This is a genomic window from Pseudomonas sp. ChxA (assembly GCF_030263855.1).
GTDB classification, from domain to species: Bacteria; Pseudomonadota; Gammaproteobacteria; order Pseudomonadales; family Pseudomonadaceae; genus Aquipseudomonas; species Aquipseudomonas fluorescens_CB.
Window position 1 is genome coordinate 1 of record NZ_JARPMK010000005.1, and the last position, 25286, is coordinate 25286.

24 protein-coding genes and 4 pseudogenes are annotated in these 25286 nt (G+C 51.7%); 15 read left to right on the forward strand and 13 right to left on the reverse strand.

The features are described 5' to 3' along the window. The 4 genes from P5706_RS34540 to P5706_RS34555 form a co-directional block, all read right to left on the reverse strand. The coding region (locus P5706_RS34540) for a Y-family DNA polymerase (RefSeq protein WP_502945545.1) at positions 1 to 118 on the reverse strand (118 nt) is incomplete at its 3' end. Continuing rightward, positions 105 to 536 carry a LexA family protein gene (locus P5706_RS34545; RefSeq protein ID WP_285685176.1) on the reverse strand — a complete coding sequence of 144 codons (432 nt, stop codon included), beginning with the start codon at positions 534 to 536 and terminating at the stop codon, positions 105 to 107. The genes P5706_RS34545 and P5706_RS34540, both read right to left, overlap by 14 nt. 54 nt (positions 537 to 590) lie before the next feature. Beyond that, positions 591 to 1250, reverse strand: a complete 660-nt coding sequence (locus tag P5706_RS34550) for an endonuclease III domain-containing protein (protein WP_285685178.1) — start codon at positions 1248 to 1250, stop codon at positions 591 to 593. Then, positions 1251 to 1865 (reverse strand): hypothetical protein, encoded by a 615-nt coding sequence (locus P5706_RS34555; protein WP_285685180.1) that lies wholly within the window; start codon positions 1863 to 1865, stop codon positions 1251 to 1253. It lies immediately after the preceding gene. Positions 1866 to 2218: 353 nt separating this feature from the next. Here P5706_RS34555 and P5706_RS34560 point away from each other — a divergent pair, with 353 nt between their 5' ends. Further along, a complete protein-coding gene (locus tag P5706_RS34560) occupies positions 2219 to 2893 on the forward strand; it encodes a TetR/AcrR family transcriptional regulator (RefSeq protein WP_285685182.1) in 675 nt (224 codons plus the stop codon). A 39-nt stretch (positions 2894 to 2932) separates the two neighbouring features. On the opposite strand, the gene P5706_RS34565 is transcribed toward P5706_RS34560, so the two are convergent. The 5 genes and pseudogenes from P5706_RS34565 to P5706_RS34580 form a co-directional block, all read right to left on the reverse strand. After that, positions 2933 to 4048, reverse strand: a complete 1116-nt coding sequence (locus tag P5706_RS34565; protein WP_285685184.1) for an alcohol dehydrogenase catalytic domain-containing protein — start codon at positions 4046 to 4048, stop codon at positions 2933 to 2935. Between the two features lie 229 nt (positions 4049 to 4277). After that, a complete protein-coding gene (locus P5706_RS34570; RefSeq protein ID WP_285685186.1) occupies positions 4278 to 4949 on the reverse strand; it encodes an oxidoreductase in 672 nt (223 codons plus the stop codon). Next, positions 4946 to 5374, reverse strand: coding sequence for an oxidoreductase (locus tag P5706_RS34575; protein ID WP_352231481.1), 429 nt, complete (start codon positions 5372 to 5374; stop codon positions 4946 to 4948). Before P5706_RS34575 ends, P5706_RS34570 begins: the two co-directional genes overlap by 4 nt. Positions 5375 to 5589: 215 nt before the next feature. Then, positions 5590 to 5847: pseudogene (locus P5706_RS37370) on the reverse strand (methyl-accepting chemotaxis protein); the annotation flags it as partial. Continuing rightward, positions 5839 to 6861: pseudogene (locus P5706_RS34580) on the reverse strand (PAS domain-containing protein); the annotation flags it as partial. The pseudogenes P5706_RS37370 and P5706_RS34580, both read right to left, overlap by 9 nt. Positions 6862 to 7362: 501 nt before the next feature. Between P5706_RS34580 and P5706_RS37375 the strand changes: the two are divergent. Next, positions 7363 to 7464 carry a hypothetical protein gene (locus tag P5706_RS37375; protein WP_502945544.1) on the forward strand — a complete coding sequence of 34 codons (102 nt, stop codon included), beginning with the start codon at positions 7363 to 7365 and terminating at the stop codon, positions 7462 to 7464. Positions 7465 to 8442: 978 nt separating this feature from the next. Here P5706_RS37375 and P5706_RS34585 read toward each other — a convergent pair. Continuing rightward, positions 8443 to 9513, reverse strand: a complete 1071-nt coding sequence (locus P5706_RS34585) for a zinc-dependent alcohol dehydrogenase family protein (RefSeq protein ID WP_098949348.1) — start codon at positions 9511 to 9513, stop codon at positions 8443 to 8445. A 922-nt stretch (positions 9514 to 10435) separates the two neighbouring features. On the opposite strand from P5706_RS34585, the gene P5706_RS34590 reads away from it, so the two are divergent. Continuing rightward, on the forward strand, positions 10436 to 12040 hold the full coding sequence (locus P5706_RS34590; RefSeq protein ID WP_098949349.1) for an EAL domain-containing protein: 1605 nt from the start codon (positions 10436 to 10438) through the stop codon (positions 12038 to 12040). A 438-nt stretch (positions 12041 to 12478) separates the two neighbouring features. On the opposite strand, the gene P5706_RS34595 is transcribed toward P5706_RS34590, so the two are convergent. Then, positions 12479 to 14203 carry a GGDEF domain-containing protein gene (locus P5706_RS34595; protein ID WP_285685192.1) on the reverse strand — a complete coding sequence of 575 codons (1725 nt, stop codon included), beginning with the start codon at positions 14201 to 14203 and terminating at the stop codon, positions 12479 to 12481. Positions 14204 to 14455: 252 nt separating this feature from the next. Between P5706_RS34595 and P5706_RS34600 the strand changes: the two genes are divergently transcribed. From P5706_RS34600 to P5706_RS34610, 3 genes are all read left to right on the forward strand, one after another. Then, positions 14456 to 14860, forward strand: coding sequence for a hypothetical protein (locus P5706_RS34600; RefSeq protein WP_285685195.1), 405 nt, complete (start codon positions 14456 to 14458; stop codon positions 14858 to 14860). Positions 14861 to 15301: 441 nt separating this feature from the next. Further along, positions 15302 to 15796, forward strand: coding sequence for a hypothetical protein (locus P5706_RS34605; RefSeq protein WP_098952558.1), 495 nt, complete (start codon positions 15302 to 15304; stop codon positions 15794 to 15796). A 168-nt stretch (positions 15797 to 15964) separates the two neighbouring features. Then, complete coding sequence (locus tag P5706_RS34610) at positions 15965 to 16300, forward strand: hypothetical protein (RefSeq protein WP_285685197.1); 336 nt, start codon at positions 15965 to 15967, stop codon at positions 16298 to 16300. 104 nt (positions 16301 to 16404) lie between these two features. Here P5706_RS34610 and P5706_RS34615 read toward each other — a convergent pair whose 3' ends face one another. After that, positions 16405 to 17058 (reverse strand): hypothetical protein, encoded by a 654-nt coding sequence (locus tag P5706_RS34615; protein ID WP_098949351.1) that lies wholly within the window; start codon positions 17056 to 17058, stop codon positions 16405 to 16407. A 25-nt stretch (positions 17059 to 17083) separates the two neighbouring features. On the opposite strand from P5706_RS34615, the pseudogene P5706_RS34620 reads away from it, so the two are divergent. From P5706_RS34620 to P5706_RS34655, 8 genes and pseudogenes are all read left to right on the forward strand, one after another. Beyond that, positions 17084 to 17473 (forward strand): annotated as a pseudogene (locus P5706_RS34620) (DUF4113 domain-containing protein); the annotation flags it as partial. Between the two features lie 242 nt (positions 17474 to 17715). Beyond that, on the forward strand, positions 17716 to 17844 hold the full coding sequence (locus P5706_RS34625; RefSeq protein WP_256588646.1) for a hypothetical protein: 129 nt from the start codon (positions 17716 to 17718) through the stop codon (positions 17842 to 17844). Positions 17845 to 18375: 531 nt separating this feature from the next. After that, positions 18376 to 18744 (forward strand): hypothetical protein, encoded by a 369-nt coding sequence (locus P5706_RS34630; RefSeq protein WP_038443869.1) that lies wholly within the window; start codon positions 18376 to 18378, stop codon positions 18742 to 18744. Positions 18745 to 18805: 61 nt separating this feature from the next. Next, positions 18806 to 19978, forward strand: coding sequence for a DUF3800 domain-containing protein (locus P5706_RS34635; RefSeq protein WP_285685207.1), 1173 nt, complete (start codon positions 18806 to 18808; stop codon positions 19976 to 19978). Then, complete coding sequence (locus P5706_RS34640; RefSeq protein WP_285685209.1) at positions 19971 to 20495, forward strand: hypothetical protein; 525 nt, start codon at positions 19971 to 19973, stop codon at positions 20493 to 20495. The genes P5706_RS34635 and P5706_RS34640 overlap by 8 nt, the downstream gene beginning before the upstream one ends. Before the next feature lie 776 nt (positions 20496 to 21271). Further along, positions 21272 to 21526: a hypothetical protein gene (locus P5706_RS34645; protein ID WP_285685614.1), complete on the forward strand. Its 255-nt coding sequence runs from the start codon at positions 21272 to 21274 to the stop codon at positions 21524 to 21526. A 507-nt stretch (positions 21527 to 22033) separates the two neighbouring features. After that, the gene (locus P5706_RS34650; protein WP_285685211.1) at positions 22034 to 22363 is read left to right on the forward strand and encodes a hypothetical protein; all 330 of its coding nucleotides are present in this window, start codon (positions 22034 to 22036) and stop codon (positions 22361 to 22363) included. Positions 22364 to 22577: 214 nt separating this feature from the next. After that, entirely contained in the window at positions 22578 to 23207 is a 630-nt protein-coding gene (locus P5706_RS34655) for a hypothetical protein (protein WP_285685212.1), read from the forward strand. On the opposite strand, the pseudogene P5706_RS34660 reads toward P5706_RS34655, so the two are convergent. Continuing rightward, positions 23195 to 23963 (reverse strand): annotated as a pseudogene (locus tag P5706_RS34660) (SIR2 family NAD-dependent protein deacylase). The gene P5706_RS34655 and the pseudogene P5706_RS34660 sit on opposite strands and share 13 nt — an antisense overlap. Before the next feature lie 325 nt (positions 23964 to 24288). Between P5706_RS34660 and P5706_RS34665 the strand changes: the two are divergent. Next, a complete protein-coding gene (locus tag P5706_RS34665; protein ID WP_285685214.1) occupies positions 24289 to 25194 on the forward strand; it encodes a hypothetical protein in 906 nt (301 codons plus the stop codon). Positions 25195 to 25286: the final 92 nt, after the last annotated feature.

Sequence of the window (25286 nt, forward strand, 5' to 3'; positions counted from 1 at the left end):
CGTTGTTAGACAAAACAACAATCGGCACCTTGGCAAGATCCGGCCTGAACACTCTCTCGCAGCTCGCGTAAAAGCTGTTGCAGTCGATTAAAGCAAACATTTCGTCAGTTCCGGCCATGATCACGCACGCTGTATTGCACCACACCCCAGATCATCAATTCATCCTCATCGGATAGCGTTCTCGTGGTGTAGCTGTCGTTCTCCGGCGCCAGACTCAGCCGTCGACCTTCAAGTCTGAGCCTCTTGCATACAGGCTCAGCGTTGAGCGACGCAACGACTATGTCGCCGTCAACGGCTTCCCTGCTGCGATCAACGATCACAAAGTCGCCGCTGAAAATCCCGGCTTTCTGCATGCTGTCCCCGTCAATCTTGACCAGGAAAACATGAGGTGCACGAATGTTGAAAAGCTCGTCGAGTGAGATGTGTTTTTCAATGTGATCAGTAGCAGGAGATGGAAATCCAGCGGAGGCAGTTGCGGAAAAAACCGGGATGGGCAACCCTTGCGCCAGCAAAGCACCAACAGCAGTCACACTCATTCTGTACCTCTAGTGGTTCTATGCGTTCTAGGTTACCCAACGTCACAGCCAGAACTAAGCGTAGTGTTCAGAAAAATACGCGCAGTGGCTGGAAATAATGCAGTCATTGCAATGAGGGCTGCGTGCAACACAGACCTTCATCCCATGCTGAATTAGCCATTCGTGAGCGTGCTTTTTGTATTGCGAAGGGGTTACTTGGTTGATCACCTTGGTGGTGACATCCGTTGAAGTGGTGTCAACAATCCCTAAACGGTTTAGCAGGCGATGGATGTGCGTATCGACGGCAATTAATGGGGTGTCGAATATGAAGTTCATGATCAGACTTGAACACTTGAGACCAATGCCTTGCAGCTGGAGCAACTCTTCTTTTGTTTCTGGAAGCTTGCCGCCGTGTCTGTCGATGATTTGCTTGCACATCATCTTCAGGCTTTTGGTCTTTTTGTTGTAGTGTGCGACAGGCTTGATGATGCTTCGAAGCTCTTCATCATCCAGCGCCAGAAGTTCCTCAAACGTCGACACCTTCTTGTAGAGGGGCACGCACGCAGCCACCACTCTTTTGGTAGTCGTCATGGTCGACAGTGCAGCAGAGACAATGCTTCGGAATGGCGTGCTGGACAGCCCGTTGGTCATCCATTCATCGTCACTCTGATCGAACGTCGGGTAGGCGTTACTTAGAGACTTGTAGATGGATGAAATTTCACTTTTTGCAAGCATCTAGCAGGCCTCTTGGATAGTCTTGTCGGTGGCAGCATGGAAGGACGCGATATGCCCAGCGACACATGGATGTATCAGCGGGTTTGTCGGTTCACCAGGACGCTGTTGAAGAGGGGTTCTTGGCGCCACCAGCTGCGCCTGATGGGAGATGACTAGAGTTTCAAGTCGACGATTGTGAGCAGCACACTCGTCGCGCATCCAATGCAGATCGTCTTTTTGGTGGGACAGCCCTAAAGCGTCGAACGCGCTACTCAGCTCGTCGTAAGAAAACTGAGCGGAAGCAATAGTCGCGCGAAGGTCACACAGCGCTGAAAGAGAGCTGATCGGCGATTGGTCAGCCTGTGCGGACGTGAGATCAGACGCCGACTTTTGGCATGTGGTATCGCCCGTGAAACCAAGATCGGCAGACACTGACAGTTCTCGCATCAGACAAGCGAGGGTTCGCTGATGTCTGCAGCAGACCTCATAGATGATCGCAGCTTCAAGAAGCACGCCCGCTTGAACAGCACCGTCTTCACTCATTAGTGCCTCGGCCTGAGCAATTACCCTTTGGTTGAGTAAGCGCAGAGCACTCAGACGGGCCGCACACCATTCTTGATACAACGAAGTCGACATACGATCTCTCTCTGTGATTGCAGACATCATCCAGGCGTGGAAATCAGGCCGGTCGCAGCCTTCCTGAGCCGTTGCAATGCTGCTCAACTTCTACCTCAAGTCGAGCCTGTAAGCGCGAGCCTGGCCAAGTCTCTACGCGGCTGTGAAGCTACCGTCGCATCCACAGGACGAACACAAGCTTCACGATGAATTAATAGTACGACAGCGTACTATTAAAAGCCACACACCTCGTGTTCCTTTCGTCGTTTCGTTGGTACTTCGCTTTTCGAAGGGCAACGGCTAGCCGATACCAACCTAGGACGGTCAGTAAATGGCACACTGTGCAACTCAGTTTCTTAAGATGGATTGATGGTTTGAAACAGGATCGCTCCAAAAAAAATCCCACCTCGCCCCGCCCAAGACCAGGTCGTCCACGTGCTGACCAAGCGGGTGAGGTCGAGCGGAGAATTCTTGATGCAGCCACTGCCATATTTTTGGAGCATGGATTTGGACGCTCCACCCTTGACCACGTCGCAGAGCGAGCCCATGTGGGTAAGACCACGCTTTACAGTCGTTACGCAACCAAGGAAGCGCTCTTCGAAGCTGTGGTGCGCAAGTGCGTGGAGACATTTCTTCAAGAGATGGATACAGAGCCCGCCCGGGGAACGCTTGAGGAAAAATTAGTGCAGGTGGGTACCGCGCTAGCCGAAGCCACACTCACCCCCTATGTCATTTCAATCATGCGCATTACCTTGGCCGAAACTGATCGCTTCCCAGAAATTGCGAAGGAAGCGTTTCGTTTAGGCTTCGGCGCATGTGTACAAAGTATTGCTGACGCCCTGAAGACCGCTGAAGAGCCTTTGAGCGATGAGCTTGCTTTAGAGGTAGGGAGACGATTCGTCGAGCTGGCACTTCACCCCCTCTACTTTCACGCGTTTTTTGGTGACGACCTAGGCTTTCTTAACCGGCGTGTTACAAAAGACGTCGCTCAGGTCGCCCGGATGCTATCGAAGGATCTCGATCAATCCACACTCGACAATCCGGTTTAGCTGCCAGCCCCTCAGAGGGGTTGGCAACTAGATAAATCACTACATCTTGATGACGTAGTTTGTGAAACCTCCGCAGCGACTGTCGGTATCGTTGACAGCCTCGTTCACTTGCTCGAGGGGGTAGACCTTGTGCTCGTAGAATCCAAGATCCAAGAGTCCTGCGCCTACCATGTCAACCATCGTTTGACTCTGATGCGTTGTGAACCAGCTTGATCCGATGATTGTTACGTCATTAGAAAGCGCCCAGAACAAGTCCAGGGGAACGTCGCCTTGGACAGCACCAACGTCCACCAACCGACCGCCTCGTTTCAGACTTTTGAAGCCCTCCACCAATGGCTCGGCAGGCGCTCCTGGAGCCAAAGCATCCAGCACAATGTCGACACCTTCGCCGTCAGTCACTCGCTGACTCCACTCCTTCACGGACTCAGAACCCGACTTCAATATCTCGATCCTGCCCGGAGGCCCCATGTTCTGAACCTTCTGAAATAATGCCTCGTTCCGGGCAGTACCAAGAATTTTCTTCACCCCGAGCGCAAGGGCCAGCGCAACAGCGCCTAGACCCAACGTTCCGGTGATCCCGTTGATAAGAAGAATCTTGCCCGGCCCGGCATTGGCCCTAACCAGCCCGCGATAAGCCGTGCCGAGATAACCAAGCCTGGTCGCCGTTTCAAAATCCACTTCATCAGGCAGTCTGACTAGACTGTACTGGGGCGCCGGCATGTATTCACACAGTCCTCCGTGAGGATAGTCCTCGAACATCCGAGCGCCGTTCTTGCCCAGGCCGAAGTAACCGTTGAGCACGAAACTGTCACATGAAACAGGCTCTCCAGCTTGACAGGCACGGCACGAACCGCATGAACGGCCAGGGTTAACGTAGACTCTGTCTCCGGGTTTAAAACCGTAGACTTGCGCCCCTACAGACTCAATTGTTCCAGTGGCATCAAGCCCAAAAATCGCAGGAAGTTTAGGACGCGGCAGTTCAGACGCTACCTCGTCCCATTTTCTCAGCACGTTCTGTAGATTTTGCACCACACCGCATGCGACGACCTTTACCAGCACCTCAGTAGGCCGGATGTCTGGCAGCGGCACCTTTTCGACTTTCATTGGCTCGTCTGTGTCATGAAGGCGGGCTGCACGCATATCTCTGTGGGGCATTTGCATCTCCTGATCATAAGCTTCACGCCAAAGGACGGCATGAAAAAAAGTACGACTGAGTACCATTAATTGAGCTGCAGTCGACTCAAGGAGTTCAACGAATCTTTAGCAATGCATGTTTTTTGTTACCAAGAGGTGCGAATCTGGAAGACCGTTTGCGCAGACTACTGTGGTCACTTAGTCACTTGCAGGAGGCGGTAACCACCCAAAGCCCCTGATAAGGGCGTCATCATTCTCGAGAAGGTACTTCGCCCTGTCCAGCTGGATAATCCACGTAACCCTCGGCTCCCAGTGAGTAGTAGGTCTCTGGATTGCTCGGCACGGGGGACAGTCCTTTATGAAACATCGCTGGAAGATTTGGATTGCTGATGAACGGCCTGCCATAGGAGATGGCGTCCGCTTGGTGAGTGGACAAGCAATCCTCACCACGTTTGAAATCGAAGTCGCTGTTCATGATGAACAGGCCATCGAACACTTCTTTCATCAGAGGGTGGATCTGTGCGGTATTGGAGGAGAGCATGAAGTCTCCGGGCGGAGCTTCGCGAACCTCCAGGTAGGCAATTCCAATTTCAGACATTCGCTGCGCTGCTCGCACAAAAAGTGGAGCTGGATCGGAGTCATTCACTCCCAAAATTTCCCCGTTAGGAGAGAGTCGCACTCCGACCTGTTCCTCACCGACCTCAGCAACGACCTCCTCAACAACTTCAGAAAGCAGACGAATGCGGTTATCGATACTTCCTCCATATTGGTCTTTACGGAAATTTGAATAATCCCTCAAAAACTGATCGATCAGATAGCCGTTGGCGGCATGCACTTGAACGCCATCGAAACCCACCTGCATGCCGTTGCGAGCCGCCACACCGTACTGCTTGACCACGTCCTTGATCTCGCTTTCGCTCAAGGCGCGAGCAGTTTCGTACTCTTCGTTGCCGTGGTGGTGTGACCGTGTCCAGGGGAGGTAGTAGGAGATGCGGATACCGGCTGATGACCTTGATTGAACGAAGAATGGACTACACGACCCATGTGCCAGAGTTGCAGAACGATTTTGCTACCTTCGCTGTGCACAGCCTCGGTGACCTTGCGCCACCCATTCATCTGCTCTTCGTTCCAGATTCCCGGCGCGTAGGGAACGCCTAGCCCCTGTTGTGAGATCCCTGTCGCCTCGCTGAAAATCACGCCTGCGTGAGCACGTTGTCGGTAGTGTTCGACCATCAGGTCAGTAGGAATGTGCGTGTGAGTAGCTCGCCCTCGTGTGAGCGGTGCCATGAAGATTCTATTCTTGCAAGAAATGCTACCGAGCATGATTGGATCGAAAAGTGTTGGCATTGCGCCCCCCTGGATACCTGCAGTGATAAATGTACGACTCCGTACCTTTATTTACAGATCCTGGAGCTCGGTACGAGTTCCACTGGTTTCGATCAACACTCTGGCCGCTGATTCCGCTTTGATGACCACGCGCTTCCGTGCGGCAGTCACTGTAATCCCGAGCCAGTTCGCGCTAAGCCCGGTTATTTACCCATCATGCTGACCGCTTGCTGAGTTGCCTCAGTCGTCCTTGTCGCAAGCTTACGAACTTCATCTGCAACTACCGCAAAACCTCTGCCCGCCTCACCGGCTCTCGCCGCCTCAATGGCAGCGTTTAGCGCAAGCAGGTTAGTTTGGCTTGCAATACTTTGGATTGTGCTGACGATCTGTGAAAGATGAGCGAGGTTATCCTCCAGTTCGCGCTGGTGGATGGACTCCGCCTGACGCAACGCATCCTGCTCATGCTGCAGGTTCACATCGACCAGTGCCCCCACAACTCTCAGCGGCGCACCCGAGGCATCTCGGCGTGTCTGACCCCGCGCTCTGAACCACCGGTACTCACCACTTTTCACCTTTAGTCGGTACTCTAAGTCGAAAGGTGTTTTCCCTGTACGGTCAGTCAAATGGGCACCAAACGCGTTCAGACTTCGCGCTTTGTCTTCAGGATGCAATTTGGACGCCCAGCTATCGAGAACATCCGGGAACTCCTCCACGGTGTCGAAGCCCAGTAATTTTCTGAATTGCGGTGACCACCAGAAAGGATTTTTGGGGTTGACGGGATCCCCTGCAATAACCTCCATGTCCCAGAGGCCATCTGAAAGCATCTCACGCGCTAGCTCAAACCGGGTGATAATCACGTCATGGACTTGATCCCTCTCAAGCTCTTCGTGGATATCACGCAGTGAGCCTGCAACACGAACAGGCATACCATTGTCATTACGCAAAGTTTCACCCTGAGCGTAAAACCATCGATAGCTTCCGTCTTTCATTGCCAGTCGATTTTTGACCTTGTAGGGTGTCTGACCTGACTTGTCATTGAGATGCTTTGCAAAAGCATCTAGCGTTGCCTGTTTGTCATCCGGATGTAAGCGATCAGCCCAACTCGCAAGTACATTTGGGAAGTCACGCTCGTCGTTAAACCCCAAGAGACTTCGGAACTGGGATGACCACCAGAACCTGTTTTTGGGATTAACTGGATCTCCAGCAATGACCTCCATGTCCCACAAGCCTTCGCTAGAGGCCCGGTTGACCAAGTCAAATCTAACCTCTTGAGCAGCAGCACTCTCAGAAGCCTCTCTCAAGAGCAAGCGCGCAGATTCAAGTTCGGCCTCTAGGGCGGAGACATGTGCCGCTACTTTGGCTTCGTCATCCTTTATGACTTTCCAAGCTTCGAGAACTCTCGGCGCTTCCGCGCAACCTGAGACTTGCGGGTCGCCCCCCTCAAGGATGGAAGAAATCAACTGGCTTAGCGCTGTGCGATCACGGCGCCCAAAGAACGATTTCGACATAGAGAAATACTCAATTGGCTTAGGGCCCTCATCCGTGGCTCCTTTCCATTTACATCGGCAGCCCCCCCCAAACCTCCAGGAAGAATCGTAAGAAAATGTACATTTAAGACGATTGGTAGGGTTTTCATCTTCGCAAAAGTCCGTCGTGCGCCATGCCCTATAAATAATCTAGTGGGTGGCAGCGCTTCATGAACGAGCCCCATTAAAGACTGGACTCCTCTCCCCTGATAGGCAAACGGGTATGTTATGACTCACAGTAATGATAAGGGTGGCGAGCTGCTCGACCAGGAGAGATGACATCAATGCCAACAAGTTTTTCCTGCGACGCAAGCCGTGTCAGGACGGAAACCTCTCCGCGATCAGCGCTGACGAAGCCTTGGTGCAAGCCTAAGAGCTGAATGATGCGCTCAAGCCGATCCGTGAACTGCAACGGGTGCTGGGCAATAAAACGATGGAAAATGAAATCCTCAAAGAGGCCATGAAGATTGCCCGGCCACGAAAATGGATTGCGTAATCACCCTCGTTGCTGTGGGACGACCAGTGAAGCTGGTCAGCCAATGTGTCGGTGTGGCGCGCCAGCAATTAGCGGTTCGACTCAGGTAATCGGTATCATCCAAGACGCGGCAAAGTAGCCCTGTGAAAGAAGCTGAATTGATGACCAAAATCCAGCAACAGCTCTGCGAACTGCCCAGCTATGGCTGCCGTCGAGTCTGGGAATTTTTGCGTCGCGACCGTGAAACCAATTTGCTACGCGCCCGATCAATGTGATTCGGGTTTACCAGGTGATGCGTGATCACAATCTGCTGCTTGACGCAGGATCAAACAACCCTACGCGGGGTGTCGGCACGAAGGACGTATTGCCGTGAAAATCAGCGAAACCACCGGTGCTCGGACGGTTTTGAGTTTCGCTTCGAGGACTGCGCCAAACTGAGCGTGAACTTCGTCCAGGATTACTGTGACCGCGAAGCCACCGGTTGGCTCGGCAACCCAACCGTATGCGGCGGCGATATCCAAAATTTTATGTTGTAAGGCGTGGAGAAGCGTTTAGGTAATTAGTCGTGCAGTAGCTCAGCGGTATCGGTTCGGCTTACACCGTCGAATAGACGCGCCTGTTGCTCAACAGATCCGCTTGCAGTCGTTGACCATATAAGGGCGTAGCCCACAGAGTAATGGCATGTCAGAGTGCTTAGTGAAGACAATAAGCGTGATTACTTCAGTGTAAATGGCATCCGTAAACTCCTGGGATCGGCAATTCAAATAGCCACGAGGCGCCTCCTTGGCGTCCCAGCGATCTCTGACTGGTTAGCCCAAGGAGCATGAAAAGTTATGTGGGGGGCCCGTTCTTCGACCACGCGGACTCAGTTGATGACGAATCGTAGTAGCCGGTGCGCAGCACGTAGAAGAGGGTCTCGGACACGAGTCGCATCGGTTCAAGTGGGCAAACGGTACCCGGCCGGCGCGCGTAAATCTTCTTGCCGCGCGCAGGAGTCGGCGGCTCGATAAGCTTCGCCACGGTTAGATCCAACACCGCACACAATGCGGCTTGGATCTACCGCTAACCTGTTTGCTACGGATGAGCTCTTAGAAGTCAATCATGACTTTCATGGCCTTTTCATCTGCGGCATGTTTAAACACATCATAGGCCTTGGGCAGCTCGGAAAATCCAAAGCTATGAGTGGCGAGCTTTTCCATCGGTAGTTTGCCGGAGCAGCAAGTTTTGAGGAGCATGCTGGTGGTGTTGGCGTTTACGAGGCCGGTGGTGATAGTGAGATTCTTGATCCAGAGCTTCTCCAACGCAAATTGCACAGGCTTGCCATGCACACCCACATTCGCAATGTGTCCACCTTCTTTGACGACGTGTTGGCAAATATTCCAAGTGGCTTCTAGGCCAACAGCCTCAATCGCGCAATCCACTCCGCGACCTTCGGTAATCTCTAGCACGCGGGCGATAGCATCTTCCTGGGCGGAGTTAATAGTGTGAGTTGCGCCAAGTTCGCGAGCCATGGCCAAACGGTTGTCATCCATGTCGATGACAATGATGCTAGAAGGGGAATACAGCTGAGCGGTGAGTACACAACCCATGCCAACGGGCCCAGCGCCAATGACGGCGATGGTATCGCCCGGCTGAACATTGCCGTATTGCACACCGATTTCATGTGCGGTTGGTAGGGCGTCAGAAAGTAAAACGGCAACATCTTCGTTGAGGGCTTCTGGCAGGAGGTACAGCGAATTGTCTGCAAAGGGAGTGCGCACAAATTCTGCCTGAGTGCCGTCGATCATGTAGCCCATGATCCACCCGCCGCCATTGCGACAGTGGGCGTATAGTTGCTTTTGGCAGTTCTCACAAATGCCGCACCGGCTCACGCAGGAGATAATGACCTTGTCGCCTTTTTTGAATTTACCTACGGCATCGCCTATTTCTTCAACGACGCCGATGCCTTCGTGACCCAAAATGCGACCATTAAAGCTTCCTGTTTTATCTTTTGCCGCTTGCTCAATCTCGGGATTTTTACCTTTCCATATGCCAAGATCCGTACCGCAAATGGTGGTTTTCGTCATGCGGATTATCGCATCAGTGGGTGCAAGCAATTTTGGCTTTTCGCGCTCTTCCAAACGAATGTCGCCTTCACCGTAATAAACCATCGCTTTCATGGAAAAAACCCAAATAAAGAATGTGAGCGTGTTTTATAGGGTCAAATCAAAACGATTGTCAAACTACTCCCGCTTAAAACCGCTAAGCCGATTATGTGGCGAGAGCGACGGCCTCTATCCCTCGATATAACTAAAATACATAAAAAAGCGCTAGTAGTCTATCAAGTTGTTTTAACAGGCTTTTTTTGATCTCGCGCCAGGGCTTCTTATCAAATAATCGGACAGGCCGTGCGTTTTTCCTGCACGAAATCTGCACGGACACACGCCGTTTCACCGTAGGCGTCTGCCCTACAAGTCTTGCTCAATGTTCAGCGTTTGACTGAAAGTAGAAAATCGGGAGCGGCCAGCGAACAACCTCGCATAGATCAGACAAGCATTCATTGATGCGGCAGCAGTTACTCAATCTCAGTTGCTCGCTGCGTCAGCAGCCGCGAAAGCACGTTTTTTGAGATAAGCACACGGGTCATGTCCATTGATACATTCTGACTGGATCAGGTTCATGATCGCAGCAACTCGCTTGCCTCTGCCCAGCGATCCAGCAAGTCGAGCTAGCCGAAAGGCGCTTCACCCTTCGGCTAGCTGACAGAGCCAGACGTGAAAGTCTTCGCCCTATGGCGCTTAGCCGAGTCAGTGCGTTATTTATGACCTGCTGCGGGCATTCCACAAAATCGACTCCTTACTGGTGCCCAAACTCAAGCATCCTTTGGGTCGCCCCCCTGGAGGGCTTGACTTTAGATGCTTGAGGTGTTCGTGAGGCTTTAGTCACATCTCTCGACCGACTGAACCATAACGCCCTTTTTATTCGTGCCTGCGCACACAGGTGTGGCACGACCCATTGATTTCTCTAGAGATTTATGACTCAAAATAACAATTCTGTTGGTATAGAATTGCAGTCATTGACAGCACATCGGATAGCACCTAAATGCGTAGAAAGTATCTGCGAAACTGGGCGGCGCTAGGCGCGATAATCTATGCCATTTCAGTTATCGCGTTTTCTGCCTATTTCGCTGTCCGCAGTGGCACTGAAAGAGCGCGCGATGATTTGAGCGATGTTGCGGATGAGGTCATTCGTCGCTCTGTAACCACCCAATCGCAAGTCGATGAGGTGGTAACTGCCCAACGTACAGCAGGCTTGGCGCCCTGTTCGCCTGACCACGTTGCCCTGATGCGACGCCTTTTGCTCAATGCTAGTTATCTGAAAGACCTCGCGTACATCAAGGGCGACGACGTGCTGTGTTCTGCGCTGTATCTATCCACCGCCCCCATACATCTGGGGCCTGCCAGCCACACAACCGGTACCGGAGGCCGACGCTGGAATCGATTGATTTTACCTAATGCCCCTGACACAACCTTTGTTATCAACGAGCGAGATGGATATGCCGCGATCATCACCCCAAGTCTTGTTCTCGATGTCGAGGATGACAAACCTGATGTTTCTATCACCCACTTTCGCAACGTCAATCAAAACGTGGTGCGCTCAAGAGGTACGTTCAAGTCCGAGTGGCTGATCAACTACATTGGGCAACCGACGTCATTTTTTGATACTGACTATTTGGTCACTATCAAACTCAGCAGTGATGGCGACTCTTCGGTCTTAGCGGCAATGCCCAAGGCGCGTGTCAATCAGATGGTTCTTGCAGCCATACCGACTTATTTAGTAGCAGGCATCTTGGCAGGTGTAGGTGGTGCCATTCTGCTCTGCGCATTTGCACGTCAAAGACTGTCATTCAGATCTCAGATCCTAGACGGCCTCAAGAAGGGAGAATTTTTTCTGCTTTATCAACCAGTCATGAACTTGGGGACAGGCGGATGTGTTGGGGCTGAGGCTCTCCTTCGCTGGAATCAGCCCGAAAGAGGTATCATTAGTCCGGATATTTTCATCCCAGCCGCAGAATCCAAGGGACTAATGAAGAAAATTACCGAACGAGTCATTGAAATTGTGCGCGAGGACGCGACGCAGCTCTTCAAAGACTGCCCAAGCGCTCATATAGCCATCAACGTTTCAGCCGAAGACATACATTCCAAGGAGATCGAACAACAACTTCTAGAGCTCATCCGCGTGACAGCCGCCCGTCCTAAAAACATCATGATCGAGGTCACCGAGCGTGGTTTGATCGTGCCCGACAAGGCTAAAAAAGTGTTGGAGTCGATCCGTGCGAATGGCTTTAAAATTGCAATCGACGATTTTGGGATGGGTAATTCGAGCCTGTCGTATCTGTCTACTTACGATCTCGACTTTTTGAAGATTGATAAAGCGTTTGTGAGCGAGATAGGCAGCAATCGCGTTAGCAAGCCGCTGCTGTTCAACATCATAGAGATTGGCCGCTCTCAGGGATTACAGATGATTGCTGAGGGGGTCGAGACTAAGGAGCAACGTGACGTCTTGGTGGATGCTGGGGTTCACTTTGCCCAAGGCTGGTTTTTTGCCAAGCCCATGCCTATCAACGATTTTAGGAACTTCCTGTGCAACCGCCGGGGGCTGGCTCAAGGTGATACTCAGCCTAAGGATGACCATTTTCATCTTTAAGGTAAGCTACGCAGCCACTTGTTGCATTTTTGCTCCAGGGACGGTCTGTAGTGGACATCGATTTTGGATGCGCTCGTGGCCCGAGGCTCAAAAAAACCAGCTCGGTCAGATGAACATACTTTTCCAGCATTTAACTCATCTATTTTCATTCGAGCAGCACCTTTCCAAACCGTTTTTCCGTACCTCAGAGTAAGCGGTAGGGATAACAGTTACCTGCTAACGCAGCGTGCAAGTGAAATCGCCGAGTTGTTGCCGCATAACTGGGTGCCGTTGCGCAACCTGTGATCCCCGTTCAATTACATAGATCATTCAGCTTAATCCGGGTCAGTCACGGCGCTGACTAGAAGCGTCATGCGAAGGACGACACACACGCAAACCGCAGTGGCGCACTGGTTTCTAACTACCAAGTCTTTTCGGAGGGGCGCCACGCAAGCAGCTTCAAGCCTGCACAGCGATACCGGCTTTGCTTTGGAACATGGCGGTGTCGGCTTTGAAAATCAGATCGTCCAGACCTTCGCCATCTTCCGGATACCACGCCACCCCTAGGCTGGCGCTGACCTTGATCTGGCTGTTTTTCCATGGAATGGGCAGGTCGACGGACTTGCAGATTTCATGGGTGATGCGCTGGATATCGCCACTGTGATGCGCGCCGTCGAGCAGCACTACGAATTCGTCACCTCCCATGCGCGCGGCTATTTCAAACTCGCGAATACTGGATTTGATAGCCGTGGCTACGTGGATCAGGATGGCATCGCCTGCCTGGTGGCCAAAACGATCATTGATCTGCTTGAAATGATTCAAGTCGATATAGCACAGGGCTAGATTTTCTCCACGGATCTTTGCGGCCAGCAACTTCTGACTTGCAAAGGGAATAAAACTATTGCGATTGGGTAAGCCAGTCAGGCTGTCATAGAAGGCCAGTTTGTGTACTTCCTCTTCGGCGAGTTTGCGCAACTTGATCTCGTTGCGCAGATGGCGCTGGGTATTCAACAGAACCAGAGCGAACATCAGGACAAGCACACAGCCGATACTGATCAGCGCAATGGTCTTGCGTAGCCGCTCTATAAGCTGTGGCGGGCTGGGATCGTAAATGAAGTTTTCCAGACCGGCGATATTGTCGACCATACCCAGCTCGAGGAAGGTTTCAGCCATACGTTGCCAGCGCCCTGGGTTCATATGACCGATCTCGATCAGGTCAGATACCACCAGCGGACGCATGGCCTGAGCTTCGAATTGCAAGTGCGCGCGACTTTTCTCCACCGAATACTGATTGAGCAACAGGTCTATGATTTGCTCGGGGTTATCCATCGCGTAGCGCCAGCCGCGCAGGGTAGCGCGGCGGAAGGCCTCGACCCGCTGTGGATGTTCGTCAATCTCGGCCTGGCTGGTGAACAGGATGTCGCTGTAGAAGTCGATCCCGTAGGTGACGGGCGAGATGATGTTGTATTCCACGCCCCGCTGTTGCAGGTAGAAGGGCTCGTTGGTCAGGTACGAGTTGAACGCCGTCACTTTACCGCTGGCTAGATCCTCAATTTGATAACTGCTGGGTAGCAGTTGTAGTTTTTCGAGGGGTATACCCTCGCTACGGAACATCGCCAGAAAATCGGCATCGGTCTGTGCATCCATCAACATCAACGGCTTGCTGATCAGGTCGTGCACAGTGCGAACACCTTGGTCTGTGCGAGCCACGAGTACGGAAGGTGAATGCTGAAAAATCACCGCCAGCGCTACCAAGGGCTTCCCATGCAGACGTGCGTAGAGCAATTCACTATTGGCTTCGCCGTATTGGGCACGCCCAGAGAGCACTTCTTCGACCGGTGTGACATTGGGGCCACCTTCGTGCAAGCGCACATCCAGTCCTTCTTCGCGGTAATACCCCTTTGCGATGGCAGCATAGTAGCCCGCGAACTGGAACTGATGTTTCCAACGTAGCTGTACATTAATCACCTGTTCGGCGCCATTCTGTTGATGGCCAGGACTCGCCCACGCAGTCTGATCCCAGAGCAGCACAAAACACATCAGTCGAAGCAGCCGAACCAGGAGAAGTCTCTTCGGCGGGCCTGGCGTGTTAGAACAGCAACAGAGGCTGGGCATGGTGATAGTCCGTGAATCGCGGTTATTGTTGAGCATGCAGGCGAGGTGCATCATTGTGACATCACTCATGCGCGGCCAGCAATCTTGCACCACGATAACCAAATCGCCCGTTATCCTCGCTTACGGCATGGTTGGTATGCGGGCAGTCTGGAAGAACCGACTTTTTCAACAGAGTCGGCCGGTAGCTGTCTGTTGCAGGGAAGCAAACGCCAATCGCAGAAAACTCTTTTTTGCGCGCCGCTAAGCGAAATCTGAGCTCGGAATCCTCTGCTCAATGTAAAGATTTAAATCTCAAGCGCGTACTTTTCTACTGCGGAAACCATGGCCGACTTTTTCAACAGAATCGGCCAGAAGCAGCCCTTAGAGGCGAACCGCATTTGGCTTCATACAGCACTGATGTGGAGGTGCTCTCCTTGCAATACCGTCCAGAGTGTCTCTGCGTATGCTTTGAATTTATTAGCCTCCTGTTCTTCCTGTTTTCACAAAGGCATGAAAAACTGCGCGCTCTTTGCCACTCACTTTTTGTCTGTTTTGATGGAACTGCCGATGGGCATCATGGATACCCTGCAAGAAAACAACCTCGAAAAATCACTCGGACTGGCGGCGGAGGAACCGGCCCTTCGTCCAGACTTTTTCAAGACTCTGTTGAATTCCACTATCTACGTCCTCGGTACTGCCAGCACTGGCGACGTCTTCTGGTGTACTGGCGAGCTCAACGAAATCTGAATCCATGTTGAACCCAAGATCTTCCGCTATTCGCCAGGTAGGATTGCGGTCTCCCCACGAAACGTACTCGGCTTCGCTCCCGGTTTCAGGGGCTCTATCCCCCACTGTTCAAACACGTATTTGTGCGCCTCGACTTCAGTGGCGAAATTGGCACCGAAGAGATGGAAGTGCCAGCAGCCATCTTGCATGACACGATCTCGATTGTTGATGAGTCGTCGGGATCGTACCTGATTAAAATCCAAGGAGCAGCTTGTGAGGGAAACCCGACGGGGAAAGATACTCACAATCCGACCTCATCGTCGCGCCAAGGTTGAAAGCTGCCCGTCCGTCCAGGTGCAATATAAGCTTCCCTTCAAGCGTCCGAGAGTAGTGATCTACTGGCGCCTAGGCGTGATACCACTGGAGTATCCTCACAGCAGCACTGCACTAAAGGACTTCGCCATGCACCAAGTTATCAGCGCCGCTTACTACCGACCTGGATTCGCCAGGAGCGCTTGCGCATGGTTAATGATTGACGGCATTGGCATTGAGCAATGGCTGTCCACTCATCTCGAATGGTCAGACGTCGCAAGGCTTGGTCTTTCTCTGATCTGGCTTATCGACGAATACGAAGACGCTCTTGCGAACCGTCGCATCATCCCGGCGGAGGATGGAAGCTCCACAATCGTGCCGTTGCTGGTCTGTAGCGATGACATGAATTTCGACTGTATCGTCTTGGTCACTGAGCAGGTAATCGAGGCTGACACCGTACACTGGCGGCGCTTCGGTCGAAGTATTTCGGACAAACTGGAAGTTGGAATCTCGACAAAATGGATCGCCGAGAGCAAGCCGGTAAGCTTTGCATTGGAGGATTTCCAAAACGCATTGGAGCAGTTCACTCAGTTGTCGAAGACGAAGCCAGACAACCATTGCGATGAACCCTTAAGCCCTCAATAGCCTAGCTTACGTTGCATCATTTTTAACGCTATCTAGCCCACTACCACGTTGAAATGTTGACCACGTAGCCCGAATTCACAGTGACCATACATGCTCCCAGAGGACACGCTGGAGCCGCCATCCTAGTAGAATTCGTCGAGCTGATTACCGCCCACTTTGAGATGTTCTATGAACTCTGATTTAACCGAAGAAGAAATGCGTCGTGCCTTGTTTGGTACGGTTCAGCCTGAGGTGCAGATTTCTGCTCCTCCAGTTCTGGAACTTGTGCCAGAGGTTGTGTTCACAAAGCCGGTGGTTGCTCCAGCAGCCAAGAAGAAAGCGGCGAAATCATTTACGCCTAGGCTGAGGGTCACGTTACGTGTTGGAAACGAATTTGAAGGGAAAATGATCGAGTTGATTCACGAGGCTGATACGTTGAGCTCGTTGCTTGCTGAGCAGGAGGCTGTGAAGGCTGCGAGGAAGAAGTACAAGTACGTGGAAGTGGTATCGGTTAAATCGATGTAGAAAAGGGTAGCTGGGCTAATGAGTTATCACGTCGTTCACTTAGGAAGATATTTATCTCTCACGAACAAGCCCCCTCTTCACTCTGCTCTCTATCTGAATCAACTCTACGGCGTTGTCGACGAACAGCCCGTCACTTGTGGGTAAGTCTGGCAAACCACCATAATTTTATTTTTGGGCTCAAAGCCGTGATCAATCATGCAACGCTGCACTTCTGCAGTGCGCCCTATGCTAGCGACGTCCAGATTCGACCCAAGTGGTTTCGCATAGCCGCACGCATACATCACCGGCAGGGCTTCACTATCATTGGCTACCTCGAATTCGAAATGACGTGATGCTCCCGCTTTACGCCATGAGACCTGCATACGTTCATCCCGACCAGAATTAGGCTTGATTGGGTGAAATGCTTCATCTTCTACAAACGGCAACGCTTCGAGCTGCGACAAACTGAGAGGACGCCCCTGCCTTTCTTCGACGCAGGCTGGCATATTCTTCATTATTTCACAGTATTCAAAGCCGTCCTTGCGAATAAAGCCAAGACGCTGCATACACTGGAATTGCAGCACTTGCTCGTTTATTGGCAAGTGGGTTATCGAACTACCTACCGGGTCGCCACACTCTGTCATTGCGGCTTTGACACCCTCAACAGTGGTCGAAGCGCGTTTCCACTGGGTGAACGACGCTGATGGCGGGCAGCCGGTGAGTAAAAGTACCGATGAGATCAGGACTGGGATGGTAATGATCTGAGATTTGCTGAACATATTTTGTCCTTAATTTATGCCAGGCTACGCCAATGGCGTCCAAGTCTTTGGGGCGAATAATCCCACCACATGCCCCCTACATTACCCGAAAAACGATGTGCGACTCATGACCAAGGCTGCAACCGAAGCGGTCAATCGCCTCTTCCGACCAGGCTTCAAGTACAGCAAAGCAGAGGTTTTGCTGATGGATCTTCGACCGCGAGGAGAATTCACAGATGACCTATTCGCGCACTCGCAGCCTGCGATGGCGGACAAGGTCATGAGCGTTCTGGACGAGATCAACAGCCGTTGGGGTAAGGGAGTTGTCCGTTTAGCCAGTGTTCCTGCGGCGCCTGGTTGGGCAATGCGCCGCGAGTTGATGAGTCAGAGCTATACGACGAAGGTTGATCAGTTGTGGACGGTAAAGGCTAGGTAGCAGACAGGTTCGGTCTGGCGATGCTCGAATGATTCTGGAGGTGCAGTGCTACCTGCAAGATGTCGCCAATGAACGTAAGATCAACACGTTACCTGTCGGTAGACTCCAGTAGATGAGCCAAAGCTAATTCGAGTTTTCACATACTTAAAATCAAGTATCTCTTGCCTATTGAAAGTATCCGTCCGTACCAATAGGATGATGCCGCAGCAACTAAAATAAAATTAACATCAAGGAGAGATTTTATGGCGCTTAAACCAGGCCCAAAACCGATTGCCAAATCAACCGGCGAAGTTGATAAGCGTCGTCGTGACAATAAAGATACGCCAAGTAACAATCCTGACTTGAAGCCTAGCAAGTCTACAAAAAAATAGCTTGTCGCTGGCAGAAGCTACTTTAATGGTAGCTTTTGTCATTGAAGCTTGTTGGGTGTGAATGCATAGTCTGTAATTTCGCTTTATCTGACGATCAGTGCCCTTTCTATGATCGCTACAACGACATATTGAATAGCATCATTGCGGCACTGCCTGAGAGTTGAATTACACTGGCTCATCAAGATACCCTCCTGGTTGAGTGCGTACAGTATTTTTCAATACGGTTGAACTGCTCCTGTTTCGCGAAGAAGCTAAGTGACCGCTTTTGGCCGTATATAGCCGTCGCAGACATGCTCATAAACGAAAACCAGCCGGTTGCTAACCGAAAGTATCGTTCTTACATGAAGGCACCCTTGCTCCCACGATTTAGAGTTCAATGGTTCGGAGTTTTTATGGTCTGCCCGGCCTCGAGTGCATTTATTTATGTGTGTGGTGCCCTGTCGGCGAGAGCGAGCACAGGCGATCAAGGAGACGATGGCTTTTAGCCTCGATGCCAGCTAGATTTGGAGCTTTCTACGATCAAGGAAGGATATGAAAAAGCTCATCGCAGTAATGGGAATCTGTGTCGCACTTGGCGGTTGCGCTACGTCCCACTACACCGCAGGACGAGACTTTCCGTCGGCCAGTGTAGCGAGCATCACCAAAGGCAAAACGACGACTACTGAGTTGAAGTCCCTGTTTGGTGAGCCCTACGCCAAGAGTGCTGTCAGCGAGACCGACGAAAAGTGGATCTACACCTACACCAATGGCTCAGCCCATGCCCAGAGCTACGTGGTCACCATGAAGGTGACGACCACGGGCACTCAGAAAACTCTCGACGTCTTGATCCGAAATGATGTGGTCATCAACTACACGTTCAGCGAAGGCCCCGCTCCAGGCACTACCACTGCGACGAACTAAATTCGCCACGTTGCCATTGGGCGACCCACTGCGCTCAGCACGTTGTTGATGGAACAAGCTCATGGACAGAACATATGCCTTCGTGGATGAGTCCGGGAATTCCGACCTTGATACGTCAAAGGGAGGAAGCTCGGGCTTCTTCATCGTGTGCTCCATTCTGGTGGCAGAGAAAGACCTGGAAGCTGCTTATGCCCAAGCTGAAGCACTCCGCATGCGTCATTTTCAAACTGGCGAGATCAAATCCAGCAATCTGAAACCCAAAGATTCAAATCGCCGTGCCCGAATCCTCAACGAGCTAGCTGAGCTGCCATTCAAGCTCTATTTCACCGTCGTTGATAAGTCCCGAATTCACAAAGACGGCGGCCTCCGTATCAAGACCTCGTTCATAAAATACGTGAACGGGTTGCTCTATGAACGTTTGTTCCGCGCATACCCTGACCTCCAGATGATCGTAGACGAGCATGGTGGCCAGGAATTTCAGGAGAGCCTCAAAAGCTACGTTGCAGAACGATTCGTGGACGACCTATTTGGCGATAAGGATGCCTTCCAGACGATGGCCAGTAAGGACAACGTTTTGGTTCAGGTTGCAGATTTCTTCGCTGGTTCAGTCGCTCAGATCTACGAAGAGAAAGCTTCGGAAGAAGCAGTTCTTGCCTACAAGAAAATCCTTCGCAGCCTGACTCTTGGAATGCTTGAGTGGCCTTCCAAATACCAGCCTCTACTGCCGCCCCCGACGGATGAATCTGGGTATGCAGACTACCAGGTACACCAAGAAGCTGTCCGCCAGGCAAACCTTTTTAGCGAACGCGTTGATGAGCACCCTGATGAGGATGAGCGCCTGCAGCTAAGCATCTTGCGGTTCTTGAGATTCCAAAGCGAATTCGTCACCAAAGACTACGTGCCAACCGCAGAAATAGTCGCCCACCTAAAAGATAGCGGCTTCGGTGACGTCAACGACCAGAGAATCCGCTCCAGCGGCATTGCCAAGCTGCGCGATTCCGACGTGATCATTACAAGTGCGGCGAAGGGCTACAAAATTCCCCAGACGCGTGCGGACATCAATGAGTTTCTTGAAAAAGCGTCAGGCATTGTTGTTCCACTACTGGAGCGGGTCAAAAAGGCTCGAGAAGTGTATAGGCTGAGTAGTCGAGGAAAATATGACATCGTGACTGCAGCCAATCTGACTGAGCTAGCCAAGCTGCTCGCGGCGCTCGAGGCGTTTGCAGATGACTGAACTCTGTCATAGCAACGAACCTCAGCAGGCTGCATTGATCCAGGATGAAATCCTAGAGATCTTGAAAGAAGCCAAGGTGCTTGCGCGTAGATTCTATCGCTTGACCGGCAAACCGCTGGGCGTGACAGGCGAGGTCGCAGAGTACGAAGCAGCTACTAGACTCGGCCTGTTATTACATCCTGCAAGGCAGGCAGGTTACGACGCTACAGAGACGCTGGAAGATGGCGTCGCGAGAATCCAGATAAAGGGCCGCTGTATCCTGAACCCGCTAAAGATTACGGGCCGTATGGGCGCAATTGATCTACGGCAACCCTTCGATAGTGTGCTCTTGGTGCTGCTTGATTCAGAGTTCAACGCATTTGCAATGTACGAAGCAAGTCGTGCCAAGGTAGAGGCAGCGCTGACCGTGCCTGGGTCGAAAGCCAGAAATGAACGTGGTGCGTTGGCTATTAGGCAATTCATGTCGATAGCTACGTTGCGCTGGGCTCGTCATGAGCCTACCGACTCAGAAAGTTAACTGCCACCCTAAAGCCGAGACCTAGTGGTTGGTTGCTTTTAGATGCAAATTTAATGTCCCCAATACGGCACATTAACCATCATTTTTAGGCTTAATGACCCCTTTTGGGAGCGTTACGCTCAGCGACGGACTGCAGGCGACCATCACCGCCTAGCGTGATCATAGGTCAGAGGAGATAGCCCCGCAATACGCCGCCCTGAATGCTTTCAGTGGCGGTTTTTAGCGTCATCTACTGACCGTGGAAAGAGTTAAGGAGCAGCACCTGACGGAAAAACCAAACCATATCTAGCGAAGAAATGACGCCACCGGATTGTCATTTTTAACAGCAGAGGGTGGCTGTTCTAGAGGAAGCAGGGGCATGCGAAAGGAGTATGTTTCAAAATATTTCAATGGCGAAACGTCTTACCCCGCGATTTAGAAGGGCTGGGCATACATACAGGGACATAATAGATCCAACCACTGATTTGCGCACAAGTTATCCACAGGGTTATTGCCTTGCAATGTCATTTTGACCCCATTATCTTGTAGGTCATCTCGAAGACAGCACTACATGTTGTGTTTTTTGCGAGAGGCTGAGGTTTCAGTGAACACAGCGGATATGCGTGCAAAGTTTGGACGCCGAGCACACATACCCGCCAATCCCTGAACCAATGCGGACACTGGTGGGACGCGCATTAGAGAAAAACCGAATTTGGATGTCAACCATTCAGCTCGGTTTTCCGCTCAAGGGTTGCTCCTGCCTACTCGATTTTTTATTCATACAGGAGCACCTAATCGTGCCGAAAAAGCCTAAACAAACTTCGTCTCCCGTGGCCAGCTTGGCCTCCAAAATCCTGCGTAGTGATAGCTCCTCGGCCATCCAGAAGGAATTGGCAGGGTCGGCCATGGCTCAAGCTTCGACCGGCAAGCAAACCGGTGCCGATATGGAGACTAAAGCCAGTCATGTCCTCGACAGCAACAAGTACAACGCCACCACCAAGACCTTAGCAGCCTCGGTGCTCGCCCAATCGAACAAAGAGCGGGGTGAGTAAAAATGGCTCAGTATTTCGTCAACCGCAACGCACAGACCAATGGTGATCACGAGGTACATACCAGTACGTGCATGTATTCGCCGGCAGTCCACAACCGTCTTGATCTTGGCTACCACACCACCTGTGCGACTGCTGTACGCGAGGCTCGCAACACCTACCGGCAATCGAACGGTTGCAAAACGTGTTCTTCGGCGTGCCATACCCAGTAGGTTAAGTCTAAAGCCCCCTGGGTCTGACTCTTGAGGTAGCCGGCTCTACTCGGGCTGGCTCCTGTTCATTGATGTAAGGCTCTTCAGGGAGTTTGCAACGTGAGCTAGTTGCTCTACTGCACATTCGATTTGATCAGTTAGGGACGACCTCTACCATAAAGTGCAAGCTGCTTTTCAGGCGCAGCGACTGACTTCAGAGATGTTCATCTTAGTTGGTTAAGTTGGGCTTGGGGAGCTGATACGTCATGAAAACCGACTCGTAAGAATAAATGTCTAATCTTTTATAAGGATTTATGCTGTGGCCTCTAATACCTTCATGCTTAGCTACACTGTTCATCGAAAAGAAACACTGTCATATGAAGCTGATGAAGCGAAACAATGGGCAGATCATGTCCGCAATCAAATTCCAACAGTCAAAGAGGATTGGAGCACACATGCCGGTGTCGAAACTACACTGACCGGAAGCATGGATCTGTACGGTTCCTATGACAAAGTTGGGCTCGCAAAAACTAGCATCTCGAAAGAGATCAAACCTCTCTTCAAAGATGTTCCCAGCAAATACAAGCCTGATGTTTTGTGCGTGTTGCTGGTTAACGGCATTGATGTGGTGATCAAATTCCAGCTTTAATCATTCTTAGCCCCAAGGATCGGGGCCTCCGCTCACTGGCTTCGACTCCCGTGTACCGTAAGGATAGACTTCTGCTATGTGCTGGAGGGTTCCAGGGTCGTGCCCTCACGTCCTTCCCACAGGGTGTTTCGCTCACCTCATCAGGCATCATCTTGTGAATGAAAAAACTTCGTAGTCATGGCAAAATGCTACGCATAAATGCATGGAGCTGCCGATGTCTGACAAAAACCCTGAGTCCTACGTAAACCGCACAGCGCGCGAAATTTCAGACCTTTTTAAATTGTTCTGCAAGAACTGGAAAATTGGTCTGGGTGTGATTCTGGTCGGGGCAGGTTATTTGGCTATAGAAAAGCCAAACTTGGTTACGGGCACTTTTTCATGGCTCCGTAACCAGCTAACTGTCTCAGCGCCCTCTGAAAAGCAACCTGTAGCAGTTGATAGTCCAACAGGAAACGGATCAACTGGTAAAACATCACCGTCAGGAGCTTTGGCGATTCAAAACGGAGAGCTGCTGATTATGAAGAGCTCAATGGGCATGGCTGTGTTGGAAATGTCCTTTAAAGATCGTTGTGAAGCTTCTTACCGTTGGCGATTCAAAGCTTCAAAGGGGGGTAGCGAGCTCACGGGAAGCGGTAATCTTTTTGAGCAATACGGTTCTGCACAGAACTCTTCTCAGGTCACCGATTTGGCCAGCAGGCTAGTCGTAGTTGCTGGGCCGCTGGAGACCTCTTGGTCTTGCAACAGTGATGATTCAGGATGGATATACCCACGGGATGGGTTGGAGATATACGTGGTTAAGAAAATTCCTTTTTCAACGTTCAGGTTTTCAGACTACAAAGCGTGAAGGTCGTCGAGGGGCTCGCGAAGTAGGCTTTGGATCAATTCTAAGGCAGCACCTTTGAGAAAGTGCTCTTGGCTGCTGACATCAAACCGCACAGGATTGATGTGAGCAACAGTCGCCCCACGCCCCAACGCTCGTAGCGGAAGCTCAGCAGCCGGATACACGACTCCAGACGTTCCAATCGACAGGAACATATCGCACTCTTGAGCAGCGGCGAGCCCTGCACTTCAAGCGTCCTCGGGCAGCATCTCACCAAACCAAACGACTCCAGGTCGAACATACCCATCACATGCAGTGCATCGTGGCGGATCAATTCGACTCCCACCCTCAGGCAGAGCTTCGGACGTGAGGGGCAACGCATAAGCAACCCCACAATCGATACACCGAGGCGAGTGTAGGCTGCCATGCAGATGGATCACATCCTGGTTGCCCGCTCGCTCATGCAACTCATCAACATTTTGTGTCACCTCGGTCAGCTTGGGCACATGCCTGGCCAGTTCGGCGATAGCGAGATGGGCTCCATTTGGCTGCGCTTTTAGAACTTTCAGCCGGCGCCACTCATACCATCCCCAACACAGTGATGGGTCAGCCCGGAATGCTTCTCTGGTAGCAAGCTGTGCAGGATCAAACCGCTCCCAGAGTCCTGTAAGAGCGTCCCTGAATGTTAGGAATGCCGCTTTCCGCTGAAGCACCCGCCCCAGTGAAGGCGACGACATGCTGAGCGTTACGCAAGCGCTCAGCGAGGCGGCTGATAGTCACAAACTAACTCCTTGAGTTGCGGCAATTCATCATCGCTCACGCGGCCTAGACCTCCAGCAAAATCCTAGTGATGCATGTTGAACTGGTCTGAGCCGCGCAGCCCATTAGCCATTCGAAGGCTCGCCACGATTTAACCACTTCAAATCTTACATTGCGGAAGCAATCAATGATGGATAACATCCAGACACGGTTCAGAGAACCATCCCCTCCCGCCCCTCTTGGGCACGGTAAATCTCTGGTGAAAAATTCTTTGCTACGCTCCTGACTGAGCACTGAATGGCAAGGGGAGGCCCCGTTCTTACATGTGCTCATCATGGAGAAAGGTATGCCTGCTCTAAGTGTTGCCGAAGCCAAAGAATTAGCACACTACGTAAAACAATCTCACGCACAAATCTTCGATACCGTTCCGCTCGGGAAATGGCTGACCGCTATATCGCGTGCCTGTGGGTTCCGTGACTGGAACGTGATGAGCGCCAAAGCACCGAAATTACCCGATTCGGCCATTGAAAACTGGGGAGACTCTGGTCTGGGTTTTGCCGTTGTTAGCGCGCCGGGGTGTGCGACTTCCCATCACTTGATCCATGATCGCAGCAACGCCTGGAACATGGTGCAAGTCGCCGAAAAACTAGCTCAAAGGATTGCCAGCGGTGGAGAGCATCGGTTTTCAGGAGCGACTTCAAAGTTTTCGTTGCCAGACCCAGCCGAATCTATCGAAGACTGGCCAGCTTTCAACCTCCCCATACGAAGAAAGCATTCCACAGCGCTTCCGCCTGTGAAGGTCACGATAGCGGACGGAGATATCACCATTTGGCTTCGGTGGCTAAGTCAACGTTACCTGCTTCGCGCAGGCTATCCAGGTGAGCCGGAAACCCTCGCCTTCTACTCTCTGCATGAGCAATCCACGACTTCCAACAATGAGTGCGTTACAAGCTCATTTTTGCGTGAGCTGACCGGTCAGGTTTTACCAAAAAGGCACTGCTACTACTGCACCGAGCTTCCAAACGAGCGGCACATTTACAGGCTGATGTTCATTCAGGAAGGCAGTCGTGATGGGCAAGCAACCCAATACGCTTATGACAACTATGATTCCGCAGCCAAGCAGAAAATAGCGTTGAACTCGAGACTTGGGTTGAGTCAGCGTGATGCGCAATCCGTATCAGCGGTATTCGCCCAGTACGATCCTTACTATGAAGAGGATTATTTCGACGACTACTCGCACAACAACGACTGACTCAGCCATTGCCTGCTAGGAATCAATCTATATGTCAACGTATCACTATCAGTGCCAACATTGTTATTGCACCACCAGTATGTGGGAGGTGG